Genomic DNA, 17,829 nt, shown 5'->3' on the forward strand with positions numbered 1-17,829 from the left:
GCCTCCTGATAGCCTTCATTGCCAGGTGCGGCAGAAGCTTTTGTGCACCTGCATTTCCGCGAGTCCTACAAGCTTGCGGTCCACTGTCCTATATCTGAGGACCACCGCCGCTGTTACGATGCATCCCATGCCTGAATGATACAAAATCAGTGTGTCAAAGACTGACGAGGCAACACTGTCAGTCACAGACAATTGATGTAGTAAATGCAGGCATCTAAAGCAAGTCTTCCCATCTGGCATATAAAAACAGGTGAAATCCTCAACAAGGAGTATAAAAATGAATAGCTTAGTTAAAAAAATCACGGGTATTTTTCTGGCAAGCATGATGGTACTGATGGTTGGTTGTGCTTCAACTGCCAAACAGGAAAGCGCAGGCGAGTATATTGATGACACTGTCATCACTACTAAAGTCAAGGCTGCCATCGTCAATGAGCCAACATTGAAAGCAAGTGAAATCAATGTTGAAACTTATAAAGGCATAGTCCAGTTAAGCGGTTTTGTTGCCGACCCGGCTTCATCCAGCAAGGCCGTCAGCGTGACGAGCGAAGTCAAAGGCGTTAAGTCGGTCAAAAACGACATACGCATTAAATAATCAGTTGATGGCCCGCGGGCTCTGTGCAGACCAGCACAGAGCCCGCGCCATTCTGTAAGAGTACAAGAGCCGGTAAATCACAGGTGATTCAAATAAGCCTGCACCTTGCGGTTCTGCGCTTGCCGGCAATTACGTGAAAGCCAGACGTGATTGTCATCTGCTCCACAAACAGCTAGCTTAATTGTTTAACTGATTGTGGAGTTTTTTTATTTGTGTTCGCTAACACACTGAAGTGTTTATTCTCTCCGCATAAACTGAATTTACTTTGATCCGGCAGCAACAAGGCAATGTTACTTATTGGTGATGATGCAAAGCCGGATACAAGTAATTTTTGTAGTCCCCTTTTTATACAGGAGCTTCATGATGAATTCAGATCAAGTCAAAGGCGCAGCAAAAAAAGTAGCAGGTAAAGTCCAACAAGAGGCAGGCAAGCTGGTCGGTAGCAAGGAGCAGCAAGTCAAAGGAGCCGCCAAGCAGGTAGAAGGCAGCATGCAAAAAGCGATTGGTAATATCAAGGAATCATTGAAAGAAAATCACAAGCATTAAGCGCCTGACGCTACCAAGGTTTGAGCACCAGGCTGTATGGTGCTCAGGCCCGGAAAACTCACTGCGAGCACCACGCAAATCGCTAATTCAATAAGCAGAATAATTCAAATGAATGGACAAAAGCGATGGATGTACCTTTACCCAATTTACCCGCTGATAGTGGAGGCACTGGCAGCACGGGCAACACTGGCAGCAATGACGTCAGTCTGGCTGCTGAGATTGCTGCGCCTGAAATCAGAGCATCTGCCGCCACTGACACCTCATCGCAACTGATCCCCGGCATTCATGTTAACGCCCGTGGCCTTGCCCTGACCATACTGGCAACGGTCGCTTTCGTCTTCGCCCTGCGTGTCGCGCAACGCTTTTTCATTCCATTGACATTCGGGATACTGATTGCCTATACCTTGTCTCCGTTGGTCGATGCATTACAACGCCTGCGTTTACCGCGCGCGATTTCTACGACTCTGGTCATGGTCAGCTTGCTTACTATCATCGCTACACAGGTCAATTCACTGCATACAGAATTTGACGCCATACTTGACCAGTTGCCGGTAGCAACCCGCCAGTTTTCCAATGAAATGAGCAAGCTGAAGCTGGGTCAGGCTGGCTTCATGCAAAAGATGCAGACAGCTGCGACAGAAATAGAAAAGGCAACCAGCCAGGCAACTACAGGCAACCAGCCCAATGTGAAGAAGGCAGTTGCCAGTGAAACTCCGGTACTGAAGTTGCGTGAGCTCTTGTTGGCTGGGTCCTTAGGCGTCATGGACTTGCTGGGGCAGACGGTCATGATGTTGTTTCTTGTTTTCTTCCTCTTGCTGTCAGGCGATAAATTCAAAAGAAAACTGGTCAAGATTACCGGTCCGTCACTGACACACAAACGTATCACCGTACAGATACTCAGCAAGATCAATACTTCGGTACAGCAATACATGTTCATGCTGCTGATTACCAATGGCTTGCTGGCCTTGTTGACCTGGATAGCATTTCACCTCATGGGCCTGGACAATGCCGGTGCATGGGCGGTCACGGGCGGCCTGCTGCATGTTATTCCTTATTTCGGGTCGATGTTAATGGCGCTGGCAGTCTGCCTGGTCGCCTATGTGCAGTTTGGTACTATTTCCATGGCACTGCTGGTGGCTGGTGTTTCCATAGCGATTGCGGCACTGGTAGGCACAGTGGTCACCACCTGGATGACAGGTCGCATCACCCAAATGAATACAGCCGCAGTCTTTATCTCATTGCTATTCTGGGGTTGGTTATGGGGTGCCTGGGGTTTGCTGCTGGGCGTGCCTATTATTGTGGTTGTGAAAGTCGTTGCCGAGCATATAGATGGCATGCAAGCCGTCGCAGAGTTATTGAATGAATGAGATGTTCGTTTTCGGGATCTGCAGTTTGCATCAGTCTTTCAGACATAAAAAAGCCATTCCTCGCTGGAATGGCTTTTGCATTATCAAACCAGTCATTGCAACCGATTGTGTAAACTTAGTTGCGATAGACGTGATTGTCTTTTACGTATACCTGGGCACCGACGCGCAGATCGGCAATATTATCCTGGATAATGCTTTGATAGACGCCATTATCCAGTCGCACACTGATCTGGTATGCCTCGCGTAACTGCTGGTTGCGATTATTTTTTCTATATTGTTACCGACGATGGCACCACCGACTACCCCGGCAGCCGTGGCCGCAGCATTACCCAGCCCGCCACCCACCTGATTACCCAGGATACCACCAACGATACCGCCGACTACAGCACCAGCACCAGGCCCTTTTTTCTCGTTGCTGACCTGTACTACCTGAATTGATTCAATCACGCCATAGCGGCCATAAGTTGCCTGAGAGGCTGGCACCCCGGTCATTGCAGATGGCGGGCTGCTGCCGCAGCCTGTGAGCATGGCCGAAGCAACAAGTGTTGCGGCGATGGCAGTTTGCTTGCAGATGTTCATGATCATTCTCCACTGTTGTGATGCAGATCATCTTAAATTTCACATCTCTACTTGTCAGTGCGTTAGCGCACCTTCACTTGCATGCTGAAACCATGCGGCATGGCAACTCCCTTGTAGGACAAGTCCGACACAGTGCAGCGTGTTCAGCGTACAAACGACTGCCAGACTCTCTGATGCCAGTTTTGCGGATAACAAACTAAAGTGTAATCAGCTTGAAAGTCATCGGGAAAATCTTGAAAAAAAACCGGTGTCAATGTCATGAAAATGAATTTTGTACCAAAGCTATCTCAGGTGCAGGACGAAATTGGATGTCTTTGAAAAGAGGAACAAAAATGAATATCACGCAAACACAAGTTTCTATGACCGCACATCCATCGCTGATTTCCGGTGGTACTTTGCATCGCAGGTATTCAGTTGATTATGCACCGGCAGCCGCAACTGATGTCGGCCTGCTCGATGAAACCATGCAGAACGACATCCTCGCTGCTTTGCCTGAAGATGAACTGGCGTTCCTCCTGCCGCACCTGGAACTGGTGCATCTGCCATTTGATAAAGAACTGTATGAGTATGGGGCCAAGCTGTCCCACGTGTATTTTCCTACTACTGCCGTCGTGGCCTTGCTGTACGTACTGGCTGATGGTGATGTTACAGAAATCGGCGTGACTGGTCACGAAGGCTTGCTGGGCATTTCTGCCGTCATGGGTGAACGTGCCCTGGGTACGGCCATGGTGCAATGTGCTGGTGACGCCTATAAACTTAAAGCCTCAGTATTGAAAGAGGCTTATGCAAGGGGCGGAAAGCTGCAGCAGATACTGATGCGTTATACCCAGGCCCTGTTTGCCCAGATGGCGCAAAATTCTGTCTGTGGCCGCCATTATTCGATAGACCAGCAATTATCACGCTGGTTGCTCGACAGGTTGGACCGCCTGCATTGCAATGAAATCAAAGTCACCCAGGAGATGATCGCCAATATGCTCGGTGTACGTCGCGAAAGCGTGACAGAGGCCGCCGGTAAATTGCAGCACGAAGGCCTGATCCAGTACAAGCGAGGCAATATCACCATGCTCGACCGTGAAGGCCTGGAAATGCATGCCGGTGAATGTTATCGCGTCTCCAAACAAGAGTTTGACCAGATACTCTCCACTGCCATGGCACGCTAATGTAATGGATGCACAGGCTTATCAGCCTGATTGATCTGGCCAGGCTGTTCAAGAAAAATCGACATCCCGTTGCGCAGGCAACGGGATTTTTTCATGCCTTGAATGGAATAAATGCCTCGACCACGGTGCCAATATTTTTCTCACCAGGTTTGACAGAGAAACTGCCGCCCAACAGCAGGGCACGTTCACGCATGCCCAGGATGCCATGCGATTTTGGTTTGGTGAAGGCTTCTTTCTGTATGCCTATGCCATTGTCCAGAACCTGCAGCCACAAACCCTTGTCGGTACGTTTCAGGCTGATCTTGACCTCGGTAGCCTGCGCATACTTGATGACGTTGTTCAGCGATTCCTGGGTAATGCGGAACAAGGCTATAGACCAGGCAGGGTCTATGGTGTCGAAGTCTTCTGTAATATCGGTTACGTAAGACAAACCGGCCATTGCCGTCGCTTCTTCGCAATAGTGCTGTATGGATGCAGACAGGCCAAGGTTGTCGAGCATGCTGGGGCGCAAATCTTCTACGATGCGTCGCTTCAAATCCACCGTGTCGAGCAGGGCGCGCTTGGTTCTTTGCAATTGCTTGGCCAGTTCTGGTTCCTTGTCCTTGAGTTTTTCTGTAACGACCGAGATATCCATGCTGATCGCCGTCAGGTTTGACCCCATCTCATCATGCAATTCCCTGGCGAGTTTGGCTTTTTCTTTTTCCGATACGTTCAGCAAATGATGTGACAATACAGATAATTGTTCTGTGCGTTTTAATACTGTGCTCTCGAGATTGTCGTTGGCTATCTTCAAGGCATTTTCTATGCCGCGTTGCTTGTAAAAACTGCGGTAGATCAGACGGTAAAACAGGATCAGCACCAGCAGGGCTATGCTATTGGTCGCCGTACCAAAAAACAGGGCATCCTTGTAGTCCTTGTAAAACTTCTGTCGCCTGCTTGCCAGCACCTCGTTTTCTTCTTTTTCCATGATGATATCGAGCAGGCGGATTTCATCCATGACATCCCTGCCATCACCTACCTTGGAAATCTCGACGATGCCCGTCAGGCCAAATTCTCTATAGGTGGACATGGCAGATTCAAAGATCTTGGTTTTGCTGTTATACAGCCTGCGCAGTTCTGCCAGGTTCTTGATCTGTGCCGGATTATCTTGCAACAGTCTTTCGAGTTCCTTGAAATCACTTTCCAGTTTGGTTCTTGCTATTTCCCATGGGCGCAAATAAACCTCGTTGCCAGACATGAAATAACCACGCAAACTGCTTTCAGAATCCATGATGAGTAAATTGATATTCTTGAGCTTGTCTTTGACACTCCAGTTATGTTCTACCCAGTCATTATTGAACTTGAGTTTTTCCATGTTCTGGTAAGCTGAATAGGCATTGCCGATCAGGACGAAGAGACAGGTCACGAACAGGAAAGTGATGTACAGCGGTATCGAAGTCGATGCGTTTTTTTTCATGAAGATTCCCTCAAATAGCACCTGCAAGTGTCACGTGATTGTGGAAGAAAATCAGAATCTGTCATACAGACTCTCATTGCAGGCAGTATTGTGAGCCCTGGTTTTTCATCACTTGCGGTCCATGAAAAACAATACCTGAATTGATAAATTATGTGTCACAAATTTTAAGGAAATCTCGTTAGCCCCAGAAATTTGACAAGGTAGGTTTATTCCTACAAGCAATTCCGCTAAAGCTTATTGCTAATCAAGCTTAGTCTCCTTAAAATGAATTCCATTGGGCCTCTTGATATGCAGTGGTCTTATCGATGCGAATTTCTATTACGGTTTATTGATGCGGGTTATTAATGCAGGTTGTCAATGTGGGTTTGCGGGTAAACAAGACGAGTTTCAGTTCGTAAGAGTTTGGAACAAAATGGACGACAAAAAAAAATTAAAAGTGTTTTTAATCGAAGACGCGCAAAGAATTCGCTCAGTGCTGATTGAAGTATTGCAGCAGGCAGAAAATATAGAAGTCATCGGTTTCGCAGAAAGTGAACAAGAGGCTTTGTATCAATTGCGCTCTATCGAGTGGGATGTCGCCATCGTCGATATAGGCTTGCGTGAAGGTAGTGGTCTGGCTGTACTGTCTGGCTTGAAAAGTGATGGGCGTCAGTATGGATCAAGGCTGGTATTTACCAGTAATCCCAGCAATGCTTTGAAAACCCGCACCATGTCGCTGGGTGCCGAGGCCTTTTTTGACAAGTCTCGTGAAATGGATAACCTGGTCGGTCACATCCAGGCCCTGGCTCATTAAGTTGTGTTTGCTGCACCCTGGCAGTTTCCCCTTCTTCCCCGTTGTTCCCGCTGTTCTGTTCGCTTATTCCAGCAAGTTATTCTTCATTGCGTAATATGTCAGGTCACAATTTGACTGCAGATTCATTTTTTCCATGACGCGCGTGCGATAAGTGCTGATGGTTTTTACACTGAGCGACAATGTCAGTGCAATGTCAGACACAGATTCACCCTTGGCCAACCTTAAGAATACCTGGAACTCACGGTCTGACAAATCGGTGTGCAAGGCAGTTTCTGCATCATGGTCAAAACCCTGGGCCAGAATTTCACCCACATCTGCGCTGACATAACGGCGCCCGGTAGAAACCGTCCTGACAGCCTTGATGAGCTCGTCGGCATCACATTCCTTGTTCAGATAACCGTTGGCTCCCATTTTCAGGAGATTCACCGCATATTGCTGTGCCGGGTAACCACTTAAAATCAGGATAGGCAAGTCTGGCTGCCCTTGCTTGATGGTACGCAAGGTATCGATGCCACTCTGGTCTGGCATGCTGATATCGAGCAGCATGACATCGCAAGCTTCTTTTCTGGCGATTTCCAGCGCTTCACGGCCCGTCGTTGCCTCGGCCACGACTTCAAAGTCGCTGACCTCAGAAAAGATCTGCTTGAAACCGGCCCGTACAATTTGATGGTCGTCACAGACTGCAATACGTATCATTTTCTTCCTTCAAATTTGGGAGTGCGGGAATGTAGCCCATTAGTTTCAATCAGGCATCAAAACCACGATCAAAATAAAACAGCGAGTCAGATTTTAATGCTCACCGCATGTCGTTTTGCCAGGGCATGTCCGCCTTGTGTCTCTTGCCTCTGCGTATAGCATAGCACTTCGACAGAATATTGGTAAATCATCGTCAAAGTTCATTGCAGGGTGCCGTCTTGCTTGCGGTGGTAAGGGTATAGGCCATGCAGGCCAGTGCCCGCAACTGGATGAATGCCCGTCAAGGAATTTATGTCCCGTCTGCAATAAAGCAGCAAGACTGGTCTTGCTGCTTCTGAAAGGGGGATAAGGCCTGTTTGTATTCAGCTACTGCCTGGGCAGTAGCTGGGGGCGCTGGCAAGTATTGCTGGCTTGATGGCCCCAGGCTTTTCAGCGTGTCTGGCGACGGAACAAGACACCGAGCGCCACCACCGTTGCCACTGCAACACCCAGCATCGTCATCGGTTGTTTCCTGACCTGGACGCGGCAAGTGTCCAGCAATTTTACCTGGCTCGTGTACAGTTTTTCGCTATGCTCGCCGAGTTTTGTCACTGCCTGGCTGGCACCCGAAGCCAGCTTGCTGGCTGCCTGTTCTTTGATGACGTTCAGTTTTTCAGCGACCGGTTTGACTGCTTCGGCAGTTTTCTCCTGCACCTGTTCTGTCTGCTTGGGTGGATTGTCGCTGGTAGGGAAAGGAATAGCAGGGTGGTTGATGTTGTCTGCCACGGCATCATTAGCCGGGGTAACAGTATTATTCGTCGTGCTGGGATTGCTAGGCATGATTACTCCTTTTTCTGGATCAGATCCAATTCACATCATGAGAGGGAACAGGGAAGCGTTCCCTCGTAATTATTGAGCACCATTGCCATTGTCCGTTGCCGGGCGGCTGACTTTTGGGGGCAAGTTGCCACCTTCACCTTCCCAGGTGCTGATTTCGGTTTTGTGCAGCTTCTTGGCAGCGTGTTTTTCGTGGTATCTCTTTTTACCGAAGGCGGTCATCAACGCCCAACTGGCAAGACCGGCAACGATAAAGATGTGTTTTGTGGCTATCATATATTTCTCCTGGTTATGCTCATTTGTTTAATCTGCTTCGTTTTGTTTACCATAATCCGGGTTCAGGACCGCGAAATCGAAGTAAGGCTGTTCTGCTCACGCTTGACGCATTGTCTGATCACCTTTTGTGCATCGCTGATCGCGATCTGGCATCTGGCATTGGTCATCTTCTGATAGCCGCTGGCAAGCATTTGCTGCCTGCCAAGCAAGCGCCCGACACCCACGCCTATTGCACCCTGCAAGAAAAATATTCCACATTTAAATAGACATATGTTCATTGCGATTTCTCCGGAAAATTGGTGAACCCTGATCCATGCGTTAAGTTAGTGGACTGTAACAGTGGTAGTTCTTACCCCGGCCAGCCCTTGCCAACATCTGGCTGTAAGTGTTATCGACTTGCAATGCATACTAGCATCGGCACAGCTGCACCCATATAGGACGCGGACGCCAGGCTTTGTAGGAATAGATGAAGTAACCATGCATGCGCCGCAGAAAATGCCGGTCCAGGACAGGAGTGACATGGTGGACGAAATACCAGTCTTACTGAACCAAAAAGCCCCAGGTTCTTGTGCTCCTACATGCCTGCAAGCCCATGTCCGATACTGCTAATTGTCCCCGGGTTTTAGTATGTGCTTATGTCAGCGGGAGATATTTTCCCTGGCGAAATTCCTGTCATGTCAGTATTTATGATGACAGGCAAGTTGTCGGCAAGCTGTTCTGTCTGCCTGCGTTCTCCGCATATTTTGCATACCTGGCAGGCAATCGTGTTCAGCACTAAGGCTGGCTAATTCACTACCAATAAAGGAAACATCATGGACAACGACGACATCATTTCTACCCTGAACGACCTGATAGAAACCAGCAAGGACGGCGAAAAAGGATTTAAAGTCTGTGCTGAAGATGCGAGTGGCCGCCATCCGCAACTTAAAGCCATGCTGGCCGAACGTGGGCGTGAATGCGCCCTGGCAGCATCTGAACTGCAGGAACTGGTACGCAATCAGGGTGGTGACCCGGAAACCGGCAGCAGCGTATCCGGTGCCTTGCACCGTGCCTGGACCAATATCCGTACCGCCATCACCGGCAAGGATGATGAAACAGTGCTCGACGAATGCGAACGCGGTGAAGATGTCGCCGTGAAAGGCTATCGCAAAGCCCTGGAAAAAGACTTGCCTGCTCACGTACGCCTGGTGGTAGAGCGCCAGTATCAGGGCGTGCTGCGCAATCATGACCTGATCAAAGCCCTGCGCAATCTGGTCAGGACTCATGCCTGAAATGATATTGAACTCATGAGTCAATAAAGGGCCAGTAGCTTCCCCAGTATGCCAGGCAAGCCTGGCATGTTCAGATAAAACCGCTGTGGCGCAAGTCTGGCGGTTTTTCCTTATGCGTGTGCATGCGCTCAAGTAGCCGGTACCTGGTTCACGCGAGCTGTAAAACAGTTATAATTCACGACATGAAAAAGCTGTTCCGACTATTTTTGTTATGTGTGCTGATGCTGGCCGTCCCTATGCAGGCAGCCTTGGCCGCGTCCAGAATATGTTGTGTTACTCAGCACCAGCAAACTTCTGGTGAGCATCTGCATGCACATCATGCAGACGAATCAGCCCAACAAGCCCACCAAACCCACCAAGCCACCATTGATCATGATGCCTCTGGCGAAGAGTGCTGTATCGCTGCTGCCATCCTGAATGCACTGCTGCCCACGGCATCGCTGCGTCCTACCTCAGAAAAGATCGATCTGATTTTTTCATCCTACGCTGGCCATATCGGCGATTGTCCCGACAAGCCTCCAAGGTTCTGAATCCCTGTGACAGTATTTCCCCCTGAAATATTCAGGGCTTAATTATTCAGAGATTATTCGTCATCGCTGCCTGCTTGCTGCGGCTGGTCATGCACGCGCATGCCATGCGCCATCATCCGCCATCATCTGCAGTAGCGTGACGTATCCATCATTGGACAAGGACAAGATTCATGAACACAATGCAACTAATAAACCGCACTGTATTTGCCAGCATGCTGCTGGTATCAGGTGCATCCATCGCCATCGCATCTGGCACACACGCTGGTGGCCACGAGCACGAAGAGGCCACCATAGGCAAGCCTGGTAATGCTGCTGAAGTCAATCGTACCATCACCATAGACATGAACGATGATATGCGTTTTAGCCCGGCCAGCCTGCAAGCCAGGCAAGGTGAAACCATACGCTTCGTCATCAGCAATTCTGGCAAGCTCAAACATGAGTTCGTGCTTGGCACGGAAAAAGAGCTCAGGCAACACTATGCGCTGATGAACAAAAATCCGGAAATGGAACACAGTGACCCTAATATGATCACCCTGGCAGCCGGGCAGAGCGGCGAAGTGCTGTGGCAATTCAGCAAAGCTGGAAAGATAGATTTCGCCTGCCTGCAGCCCGGCCACTACGATGCGGGCATGAAAGGCAAAGTGCAGGTCAATAAGTCAGGAACAGCCGCTGCAAGCACTGCCCCTTCACATCAACACCAATGACGGTAATGAGACTGTATATGAAATTGATCAACACATTCGCAGCAGCCATGCTGCTGGGCATGCATCTGCAAGCCGCGTATGCGCAAGAAATCAAGGCCGGTAGGGCAGAGAGTAGTGCACTTGCAAGCAGCATCAGCGAGGCATCCGAGGGCGAGGTCATCAAGATCGACAAAAGCGCAGCCAAGATCACCCTCAGGCATGGGCCCATCAAGAATCTTGATATGCCTGGCATGAGCATAGTCTTCAAAATCAGGGATGTTGCCCTGCTCGACAAACTGGCCACTGGTGATAAAGTCAGGTTCAGGGCGGAGAAAATCAATGGGGCAATCTATGTGACGGAGATTCAAACCCTGCAGTAGTAAACATCAATAGTAGTCAACAATAGTAGCCAGAAATAATGGCCAAACCCGGGCTGATCAGGTAAGGAAAACCTTGCCTGATCAGCCTGACAAACACCAAGCAAGCCGGAGACGTACCAATGAAAAAAATCGCATTTCTATTATCGATGAGCCTTTTTAGCTCAGTCGCCTGCGCCAACGAAGCAACAGATGCGCTAGCCGCATTCCACGCAGCCCTTACCAGTGGTGACAAAGCCAGGGCGGCAGAACTACTGGCGGCGGATGTCACCATCTATGAATCTGGTTATGTAGAACGCTCAAGGGCAGAGTACGCGGACCATCACTTGCCTGAAGACATCGCGTTTGCCAAGACCGCCAGTCGCAAAGTCTTGCAAACCAGTGAACGCATGGAAGGTAAGCTTGCCATGATCTGGCAAGAAACCGAGACCACCGCAAAACACAAGGGTAAGAATATCCACATCTTCGGTACTGAAACCAGTTTGCTCGAAAAACAGGATGGGCAATGGCGCATAGTCCATGTGCACTGGTCTTCACGCAAATCTAAATAAGGTCTTGATGAAAGCCTGGATTTTTGCATCATCAAACTTTGACAAGTATCAAAGCTTGATTCCCGAATTGTCCTAGTCTGCTATCAGTGTCAATTGACGAATTGTGCGCCAGCGCACCGAAGTCGCCAGTACTACATGTCACTATGACCATCAACAGGCAGAACAATAATCTCATGCGCTTGAATGCGCAGATGTGATCGTGGAGAACTCAAATGCGAAAATTAGGGCTGTTATTGTCAATGATGGTGATGCTGGTCTTGTCGGGCTGTGGCTATAACAGCTTTCAGAATGGTGACGAACAGATCAAGTCCAGCTGGTCTGAAGTCTTGAATCAATACCAGCGCCGTGCTGATCTTGTGCCTAATCTGGTGAACACCGTTAAAGGCTTTGCTGCACAAGAGAAGGATGTGTTGCTTGGTGTTACCAACGCCCGCGCCAAGGTCGGTAGCATACAGGCCACGCCAGAACTGCTGGCCAATCCAGAGGCTTTTGCCAAGTTCCAGGCGGCGCAGGGGGAATTGTCCGGGGCCCTGTCCAGATTACTGGTTGTCACTGAAAATTACCCCCAACTCAAATCTGACGCCAACTTCCGCGACTTACAGGCCCAGCTTGAAGGTACAGAAAACCGCATTACCGTGGCGCGTAACCGCTATATCAAGGCTGTGCAAGAATACAATGTGCTGGTGCGCTCCTTCCCAAGCAATCTCACCGCCATGATGTTTGGTTACCAGGTCAAACCCAATTTCGCGGTAGAGAATGAAAAGGAAATCGCCAGGCCGCCTAAAGTAGATTTCACTTCGCCTGCACCGGCCAGTGCTGGCAGCGCAAAATGAGTATCATGCACAAGACAGCAGCAGCCATCTTTGCATGTCTGCTGCTGTTTGTATTCAGTGCCTTTGCGCAAATTGCTGTCCGCCCATACAAAGCCGCGTTACGGATCTGACTGCAACACTCAGCGCAGAGCAAAAAAACGCACTCGAACAAAGTCTGCAAGCCTTTGAAAACAGGAAAGGCAGCCAGGTTGCCGTATTGATTGTGCCAAGCACTGCACCAGAAAGCATAGAGCAGTATGCCCTGCGCGTAGCAGAGCAATGGAAGCTGGGACGCAAAAAGGTGGATGATGGCGTCATCCTGCTGGTGGCAAAAAATGACCGTGCAATGCGTATAGAAGTCGGCTATGGCCTTGAAGGTGCGCTCAATGACGCAACTGCCAAACGCATCATTGCCGAGACCATGACGCCTTATTTCAAGCAGGCTGATTATTACGCAGGTATCAAAGCAGGCACAGACCAGATCATGCGCGTCATCGATGGTGAGCCTTTGCCTGTAAGAACGCGGGGTGGTGCCACAGAGCGTGGTGATTTTCAGCAATATGCCCCCATCTTATTCGTACTGGCCCTGGTTGTCGGCGGCGTCTTGCGTGCCATCTTTGGCCGTTTGCCTGGTGCCATCATCACCGGCGGTGTCGTCGGCGTAATCGCCTGGTTTGTGATCGGCGCTATGTCCATGGCCATATTCGCTGGTATCGTTGCCATGGTATTCAGTCTGTTCAGCGGTGTACTGGGAGCGCGCGGCATTGGTGCCTATTACGGGGGATCAGGACGTGGTGGCTTTGGTGGTGGCAGCGGTGGGGGCTTTAGCGGCGGTGGTGGCGGCTTTGGCGGTGGCGGCGCATCGGGACGGTGGTGAGCATGAAAAAATTTAACTTCCCGCGCATTGCAAGACATATGCTGAGTACCCATTCTCAACTAAAACGCGTTTTCCCATCCAATAGCCTGGACGCCATAGAGCGCGTCATCAAACAGTGTGAAGCAAACCATACGGGCGAAATTCGCTTTGTCATAGAAACCGCGCTTGATTGCGCAGCCTTGTTTGCAGAGCAGACTACGCGTGAGCGTGCCATCGAGGTCTTTTCCAAAGTGGGTGTATGGGACACCGAGCATAATAACGGCGTGTTGATCTATGTACTGCTGGCTGACCGCGAGGTAGAAATCATTGCTGACCGTGGCATTTACCGCAAAACGGGTATCGATGCCTGGAGCCAGATTTGTCAGCAGATAGAGGCAGCCTTTAAGCAAGGCCTTTTTGAAGACGGCGTCATCCAGGGCATACGTGCTGTAGGCCAGCACCTGAGCACGCATTATCCCGCAAGCGGCCAAAAGATAAACGAATTGCCCGACAAACCGGTCTTGTTATAAAGGGCTTGCAGGTGCCATGTCAATGCCTATTCGTGAGCAAGCCAGGCAAATGCCGCATGTCATCAAAAACCACATGCGCACCCGCATCACGCAAGCGCTGTGCAGGTGTCAGGGCGGCGTAGCCCAGCACGGTCATGCCTGCGGCCACTGCCGCACGCACGCCGGTCGGCGTATCTTCTACCACTATGCAATCAACAGGTGCAAAGCCCAGCGTTGCTGCCGCATGCAAAAACACGTCGGGCGCGGGTTTGGGTGCCCCTACATCCGTCACGCTAAAAATGCGGCCCTCAAATTTTGACCACAAGCCGGTTACACCCAGGGTCGTGCGCATCTTCTCATGGTCACCGCTGGACGCCACACAATACGGCAAGCTCAGTTGCGCCAATACTTCGGGTATGCCGGGTACGGCCTCCAGCTTGCTCTCCAGCACAGCCCTGGTGCGTACGCGGTAATCTGCCAGAAAACCTTCTGGCGGCTGCCTGCCCAGCATGGACGTGATCTTTGCCATACACTGTTCCATGGAGTGTCCGACAAATTGCTCGAACATGTCTTCCAGTTGCAAGGGCAAGCCCAGCTCATTGAGCATTTTTACAAAAACTTCATTGGTAATGCGTTCACTATCGACCAGTACGCCATCACAGTCGAAAATCACGAGTTGATAGGGAGAATTCATTTATTTTGTCAGGTGATCAGGTAAAAAACAGCGCCGCTTCGACTGTATAGCTATAGTAGAAGTTCCTGGCGCAAGTTTATCCTTTATGCCGTGCGGTTGGCACCGAAGTAGGCCAGCGTGCCAGAAATACATGACAGTGCCGTACCCCAGCAGATATCAATTACCGTCAATACGGGTGACCATGACTTCAGCGTTGCCAGGTTACTCAGGTCGTAAGTCCCGTAAGCCACCAGGCCCAGCAAGGCGCACAGGCAACTGGCCTGCTGCCATTTACGCACACGCAGGGCGGGCAAAATGCCAAATACAGTCAATCCCAGGGCATACAGTAAATAAAACAATGCCGCTGGTACCAGGCCTGGTTCTGCCAGCATCAAATCACCGAGGTAAGAGCGGTAAGTGGAGCCCATCAACAAGCCCAGCCATATTGCATCCAGCGCCAGGGTTGCCAGCAGTGCGAAGCCATAGGCAATGGCTATTTGCTTTAGCGACAGAGTATTGATTGTGAGAGGCATGACGGCTCGTTTGTCAGGTAAGGGTTTCAATAAGAGTCGAATACCCATCGCGTAATGCGTGATGCAATAAAAACATTGTCAAATATTGAATATCTGGTGTCTAATGGCTTGCTGGCGACAGCCAAAATCCATGCATGATGGCAAGTATTTCTTGCCTGGATTGTTCCCGCCGCGATTCAGCATTGTTCCTGCCATATTACAGCTTATCGTCATGCCCCAGAATTTAAAACAGCTTTTTACTTTCCTTATTACATGTACCCTGATTTTAGCTGGCAATGCATCAGCCATGACCATGCTCAGATCCAAACAGACGCTGATCCTGTTTGGCAAAGTCGTGCCTGAAGACAGCCAGCAGTTCCGCAAAAAACTGGAAGAAGGACCAGTCAAAACAGTAGTAATGACAGAAAGCCCCGGCGGCAATTTGCGCGCAGCTTATGACATTGCAGAACTAATTACAGAAGGCAAGATCAACACGGCAGTCAATGGCAACTGCAAGTCAGCCTGTGCCCTGATTTTCATGGCAGGCACAGAAAGACAAATGGTCGCCAGCAAGCATCTGGAAAAAACACGCCTGGGCTTCCATGCGCCACATAATAAAGTGACCAAGGAAATTTCTACTGCAGCCATCCCTCATTTCCGCAAATGGCTGCTGAAGGTCACACAAGGAAAATTCCCTGAAGAAGTGCTGGATCGTGCCCTCAATATTGAGCGCGCCGGCGATATGCTGTACTTCTATTACCCCGATGAAAATTTCCTCGGAGATATCCGTTTCTGTACTGAAGGCGCTTTGCGCTGCGAAGCCTTAAAAGGCTACAACATCGTCAAGATAGGCATCCTGACGACAGCAGAGCTACTGAAGTTAGAAAGCCTGGATGACACCGACCAGGCCGCAGCCAAACCATAGTAAAACCATAGTAAAACAGTTTTTCCATCCACCAGTCAAAAGGAAATGAGATGACGAACGAAGCGATTACTACCCTGGTATCAGGTAAATTAACTGTCTGCACTTATGGTGGCTTTGCACCAGTCTGCTACAAAGATGAACAAGGCAATCTCACTGGTCTTGACGTCATCTTCCTGGAAAAATTTGCGATTTCCCAAGGGCTGGAAATAGCGCTCATAGAACATGACTTTGATGGCATCTGGACCATGCCTGACGAGAATAAATGTGATGTCGCCGCCGCTGGCGTCCAAAAGCGCGACAAGCGGGATGCGGGGCCGGGTGGCGCCTGGAGTGATGCTTACTTCCAGGTACAAAGATCGCTGCTGGTGCGCAGCGCCGACCAGGCTGCATTTGACGACTACCTCAAGCTCTCAGGCAAATCCATCGTCGTCACCCGCGGCTCCACCGCCGACATCGATGCCAAAACCCGTTACCCCCATTGCAGCATCCTGTATGTCGATGATGTTGCCGAAGATCAGCCAGATGCCCAGGCCTATATCGTCAGAACCTTGATCGCAGACCACCGCGCCGACGCCTTTGCCGAAGGCGATGTCAGCAACCAATACTTGCGCAGCCAGTTTGGCCGCGATGTGGCAGGCGGCCTCGCGCTGGCAGACATTCACCATATCGATGGGGCGACAGCCGAAACCTTCAATTTCATCACCCGCAATTCCAGTACTGGCTTGCTGGAGCAATTGAATCTCTTCATCAAACAGAACAAGGGCAGTTACGTACCTGTAGCGCAGGAATAATTCAAAGGGCTGTTCAAACAAGCTGCCCTGATGCATGCCGCATCAGCCGCAGCATGGTCAGCAGCACTCTTAATTGTTGACCACTCTTGCTGTAGGCAGATTGCTGCCAGTCAGCGCCTTTCCTATCCCGGTAAACGATACGACGTTAAGCGGGAACTCCAAAAACACATGCAACAGGCTCAGGAAAAGCAGGGCCTGCATGCCAAGATTGTAATCATAAGCGTACAGTGCCATCGACAACAACCAGATCAGCAGCGTTAAAAACAAGGTTTTCTTAGGCACCTTATGCCATTGTATGACGGATGTTTTTGAAAACCAGTTCAGGTAATGATAGGTATACGCAAAAGCAATAAAGCGCATGACCACAAAGCCTGCATTGCTGCTAAAAATCTCGCTGGTTTTTGACAGCGCATCAAGATGAAAAACATTGATCAGGCTGAAGTTCAATAGCTCAAACTGAAAGTAAGATTGTTGAACATAAGCACTCACCGTGTAATGCAAACTCTCTGGTTTGACAATAAAAAAACTTGCCGCACAAACGATCAAAACTGCGATGGACAAAAATCCTGAAAACGATTTTTCTTTCAATGCACCAAACAGCATGAACGCCAGGGTGAAAATAAAGACGTGAATGACAGTAGGAAGAAAAATGCCCATCAAGAGTAAATAAGCCGTGGACTTATTAACGACAGCCACAGCCAGAAAAGCCAGAGCCACAAGCGCAATCCTATACAGCCTGTCTTTGACAAGCGCAAAAATAAGCGCCAGCAAAACCGCAAACGCCAATACGTCTGCAACAAAAGTGCTGTCCTTAGCCAGATGTGCAAGGCCAGGGAAGAAAAACAGGGCAAAGCACAGGCCAATCAAAAAAGTAAAATCGTATTTACCCTTGGTGAAATAATTTTTCTTGTGCAACCAGCCTATTTCAGTCAGGTAATGCAATGGGCCAAGCACAGCGTAAGAGAACAAAAATAGTTCGAAAGGGATGACGAACGCAACAGCGCACGACAGGATAATCAGGGCGGTGTTGATGTTGTTAATGCGGTTGGCGGTCATAC

General features: G+C 49.7%; 23 protein-coding genes. 15 read left to right on the forward strand and 8 right to left on the reverse strand.

Translation table 11 applies throughout. From position 1 onward, the window contains the following. Positions 1–277 precede the first annotated feature (277 nt). The 3 genes from UNDKW_RS05420 to UNDKW_RS05430 all read left to right on the forward strand — a co-directional run bounded on the left by UNDKW_RS05420 (position 278) and on the right by UNDKW_RS05430 (position 2,505). Entirely contained in the window at positions 278–592 is a 315-nt protein-coding gene (locus UNDKW_RS05420; protein ID WP_162040130.1) for a BON domain-containing protein, read from the forward strand. A gap of 363 nt (positions 593–955) precedes the next feature. Next, a complete protein-coding gene (locus UNDKW_RS05425; RefSeq protein ID WP_162040131.1) occupies positions 956–1,138 on the forward strand; it encodes a CsbD family protein in 183 nt (60 codons plus the stop codon). A 125-nt stretch (positions 1,139–1,263) separates the two neighbouring features. Beyond that, positions 1,264–2,505 (forward strand): AI-2E family transporter, encoded by a 1,242-nt coding sequence (locus UNDKW_RS05430; protein WP_162057886.1) that lies wholly within the window; start codon positions 1,264–1,266, stop codon positions 2,503–2,505. Positions 2,506–2,646: 141 nt separating this feature from the next. Here the strand turns inward: UNDKW_RS05430 and UNDKW_RS05435 are convergent, their stop codons facing one another. Further along, positions 2,647–3,084: a glycine zipper 2TM domain-containing protein gene (locus UNDKW_RS05435; RefSeq protein ID WP_232063253.1), complete on the reverse strand. Its 438-nt coding sequence runs from the start codon at positions 3,082–3,084 to the stop codon at positions 2,647–2,649. A gap of 464 nt (positions 3,085–3,548) precedes the next feature. On the opposite strand from UNDKW_RS05435, the gene UNDKW_RS05440 reads away from it, so the two are divergent. Beyond that, the gene (locus tag UNDKW_RS05440) at positions 3,549–4,244 is read left to right on the forward strand and encodes a Crp/Fnr family transcriptional regulator (protein ID WP_232063400.1); all 696 of its coding nucleotides are present in this window, start codon (positions 3,549–3,551) and stop codon (positions 4,242–4,244) included. A 91-nt stretch (positions 4,245–4,335) separates the two neighbouring features. On the opposite strand, the gene UNDKW_RS05445 is transcribed toward UNDKW_RS05440, so the two are convergent. Beyond that, the gene (locus UNDKW_RS05445; protein ID WP_162057888.1) at positions 4,336–5,700 is read right to left on the reverse strand and encodes a CHASE3 domain-containing protein; all 1,365 of its coding nucleotides are present in this window, start codon (positions 5,698–5,700) and stop codon (positions 4,336–4,338) included. A 412-nt stretch (positions 5,701–6,112) separates the two neighbouring features. Here UNDKW_RS05445 and UNDKW_RS05450 point away from each other — a divergent pair, with 412 nt between their 5' ends. Beyond that, on the forward strand, positions 6,113–6,493 hold the full coding sequence (locus tag UNDKW_RS05450) for a response regulator (protein ID WP_162057889.1): 381 nt from the start codon (positions 6,113–6,115) through the stop codon (positions 6,491–6,493). Between the two features lie 63 nt (positions 6,494–6,556). Here UNDKW_RS05450 and UNDKW_RS05455 read toward each other — a convergent pair whose 3' ends face one another. From UNDKW_RS05455 to UNDKW_RS05465, 3 genes are all read right to left on the reverse strand, one after another. Next, positions 6,557–7,189, reverse strand: a complete 633-nt coding sequence (locus tag UNDKW_RS05455) for a response regulator transcription factor (RefSeq protein WP_162040136.1) — start codon at positions 7,187–7,189, stop codon at positions 6,557–6,559. Positions 7,190–7,618: 429 nt separating this feature from the next. After that, positions 7,619–8,008: a hypothetical protein gene (locus UNDKW_RS05460; RefSeq protein ID WP_162057890.1), complete on the reverse strand. Its 390-nt coding sequence runs from the start codon at positions 8,006–8,008 to the stop codon at positions 7,619–7,621. Between the two features lie 69 nt (positions 8,009–8,077). Next, entirely contained in the window at positions 8,078–8,281 is a 204-nt protein-coding gene (locus UNDKW_RS05465; protein WP_162057891.1) for a hypothetical protein, read from the reverse strand. An 812-nt stretch (positions 8,282–9,093) separates the two neighbouring features. Between UNDKW_RS05465 and UNDKW_RS05470 the strand changes: the two genes are divergently transcribed. The 8 genes from UNDKW_RS05470 to UNDKW_RS05505 all read left to right on the forward strand — a co-directional run bounded on the left by UNDKW_RS05470 (position 9,094) and on the right by UNDKW_RS05505 (position 13,891). Then, a complete protein-coding gene (locus UNDKW_RS05470) occupies positions 9,094–9,552 on the forward strand; it encodes a PA2169 family four-helix-bundle protein (RefSeq protein WP_162057892.1) in 459 nt (152 codons plus the stop codon). A 182-nt stretch (positions 9,553–9,734) separates the two neighbouring features. Further along, positions 9,735–10,082, forward strand: a complete 348-nt coding sequence (locus tag UNDKW_RS05475) for a hypothetical protein (RefSeq protein WP_162057893.1) — start codon at positions 9,735–9,737, stop codon at positions 10,080–10,082. Between the two features lie 179 nt (positions 10,083–10,261). Continuing rightward, positions 10,262–10,786: a plastocyanin/azurin family copper-binding protein gene (locus tag UNDKW_RS05480; protein WP_162061776.1), complete on the forward strand. Its 525-nt coding sequence runs from the start codon at positions 10,262–10,264 to the stop codon at positions 10,784–10,786. Positions 10,787–10,803: 17 nt separating this feature from the next. After that, positions 10,804–11,145 carry a copper-binding protein gene (locus tag UNDKW_RS05485; RefSeq protein ID WP_162057894.1) on the forward strand — a complete coding sequence of 114 codons (342 nt, stop codon included), beginning with the start codon at positions 10,804–10,806 and terminating at the stop codon, positions 11,143–11,145. A 119-nt stretch (positions 11,146–11,264) separates the two neighbouring features. Beyond that, positions 11,265–11,693: a DUF4440 domain-containing protein gene (locus UNDKW_RS05490; protein WP_162057895.1), complete on the forward strand. Its 429-nt coding sequence runs from the start codon at positions 11,265–11,267 to the stop codon at positions 11,691–11,693. Positions 11,694–11,905: 212 nt separating this feature from the next. Continuing rightward, positions 11,906–12,526 carry a LemA family protein gene (locus UNDKW_RS05495; protein WP_162057896.1) on the forward strand — a complete coding sequence of 207 codons (621 nt, stop codon included), beginning with the start codon at positions 11,906–11,908 and terminating at the stop codon, positions 12,524–12,526. A 34-nt stretch (positions 12,527–12,560) separates the two neighbouring features. Next, positions 12,561–13,382 carry a YgcG family protein gene (locus UNDKW_RS05500; protein ID WP_197893099.1) on the forward strand — a complete coding sequence of 274 codons (822 nt, stop codon included), beginning with the start codon at positions 12,561–12,563 and terminating at the stop codon, positions 13,380–13,382. Between the two features lie 2 nt (positions 13,383–13,384). After that, on the forward strand, positions 13,385–13,891 hold the full coding sequence (locus UNDKW_RS05505) for a TPM domain-containing protein (RefSeq protein ID WP_162057897.1): 507 nt from the start codon (positions 13,385–13,387) through the stop codon (positions 13,889–13,891). A 19-nt stretch (positions 13,892–13,910) separates the two neighbouring features. Here the strand turns inward: UNDKW_RS05505 and UNDKW_RS05510 are convergent, their stop codons facing one another. Then, positions 13,911–14,564: an HAD family phosphatase gene (locus tag UNDKW_RS05510; RefSeq protein WP_162057898.1), complete on the reverse strand. Its 654-nt coding sequence runs from the start codon at positions 14,562–14,564 to the stop codon at positions 13,911–13,913. 83 nt (positions 14,565–14,647) lie between these two features. After that, positions 14,648–15,076 (reverse strand): DUF2177 family protein, encoded by a 429-nt coding sequence (locus UNDKW_RS05515; RefSeq protein ID WP_162057899.1) that lies wholly within the window; start codon positions 15,074–15,076, stop codon positions 14,648–14,650. Positions 15,077–15,362: 286 nt separating this feature from the next. On the opposite strand from UNDKW_RS05515, the gene UNDKW_RS05520 reads away from it, so the two are divergent. Then, on the forward strand, positions 15,363–15,980 hold the full coding sequence (locus UNDKW_RS05520; protein WP_162057900.1) for an ATP-dependent Clp protease proteolytic subunit: 618 nt from the start codon (positions 15,363–15,365) through the stop codon (positions 15,978–15,980). Positions 15,981–16,030: 50 nt separating this feature from the next. Continuing rightward, entirely contained in the window at positions 16,031–16,771 is a 741-nt protein-coding gene (locus tag UNDKW_RS05525) for an ABC transporter substrate-binding protein (RefSeq protein ID WP_162057901.1), read from the forward strand. A gap of 69 nt (positions 16,772–16,840) precedes the next feature. On the opposite strand, the gene UNDKW_RS05530 is transcribed toward UNDKW_RS05525, so the two are convergent. Continuing rightward, complete coding sequence (locus tag UNDKW_RS05530; RefSeq protein ID WP_162057902.1) at positions 16,841–17,827, reverse strand: hypothetical protein; 987 nt, start codon at positions 17,825–17,827, stop codon at positions 16,841–16,843. Between the last annotated feature and the right edge of the window lie 2 nt (positions 17,828–17,829).

The sequence above is a fragment of the Undibacterium sp. KW1 genome (genome assembly GCF_009937955.1).
Taxonomy (GTDB): Bacteria; Pseudomonadota; Gammaproteobacteria; order Burkholderiales; family Burkholderiaceae_D; genus Undibacterium.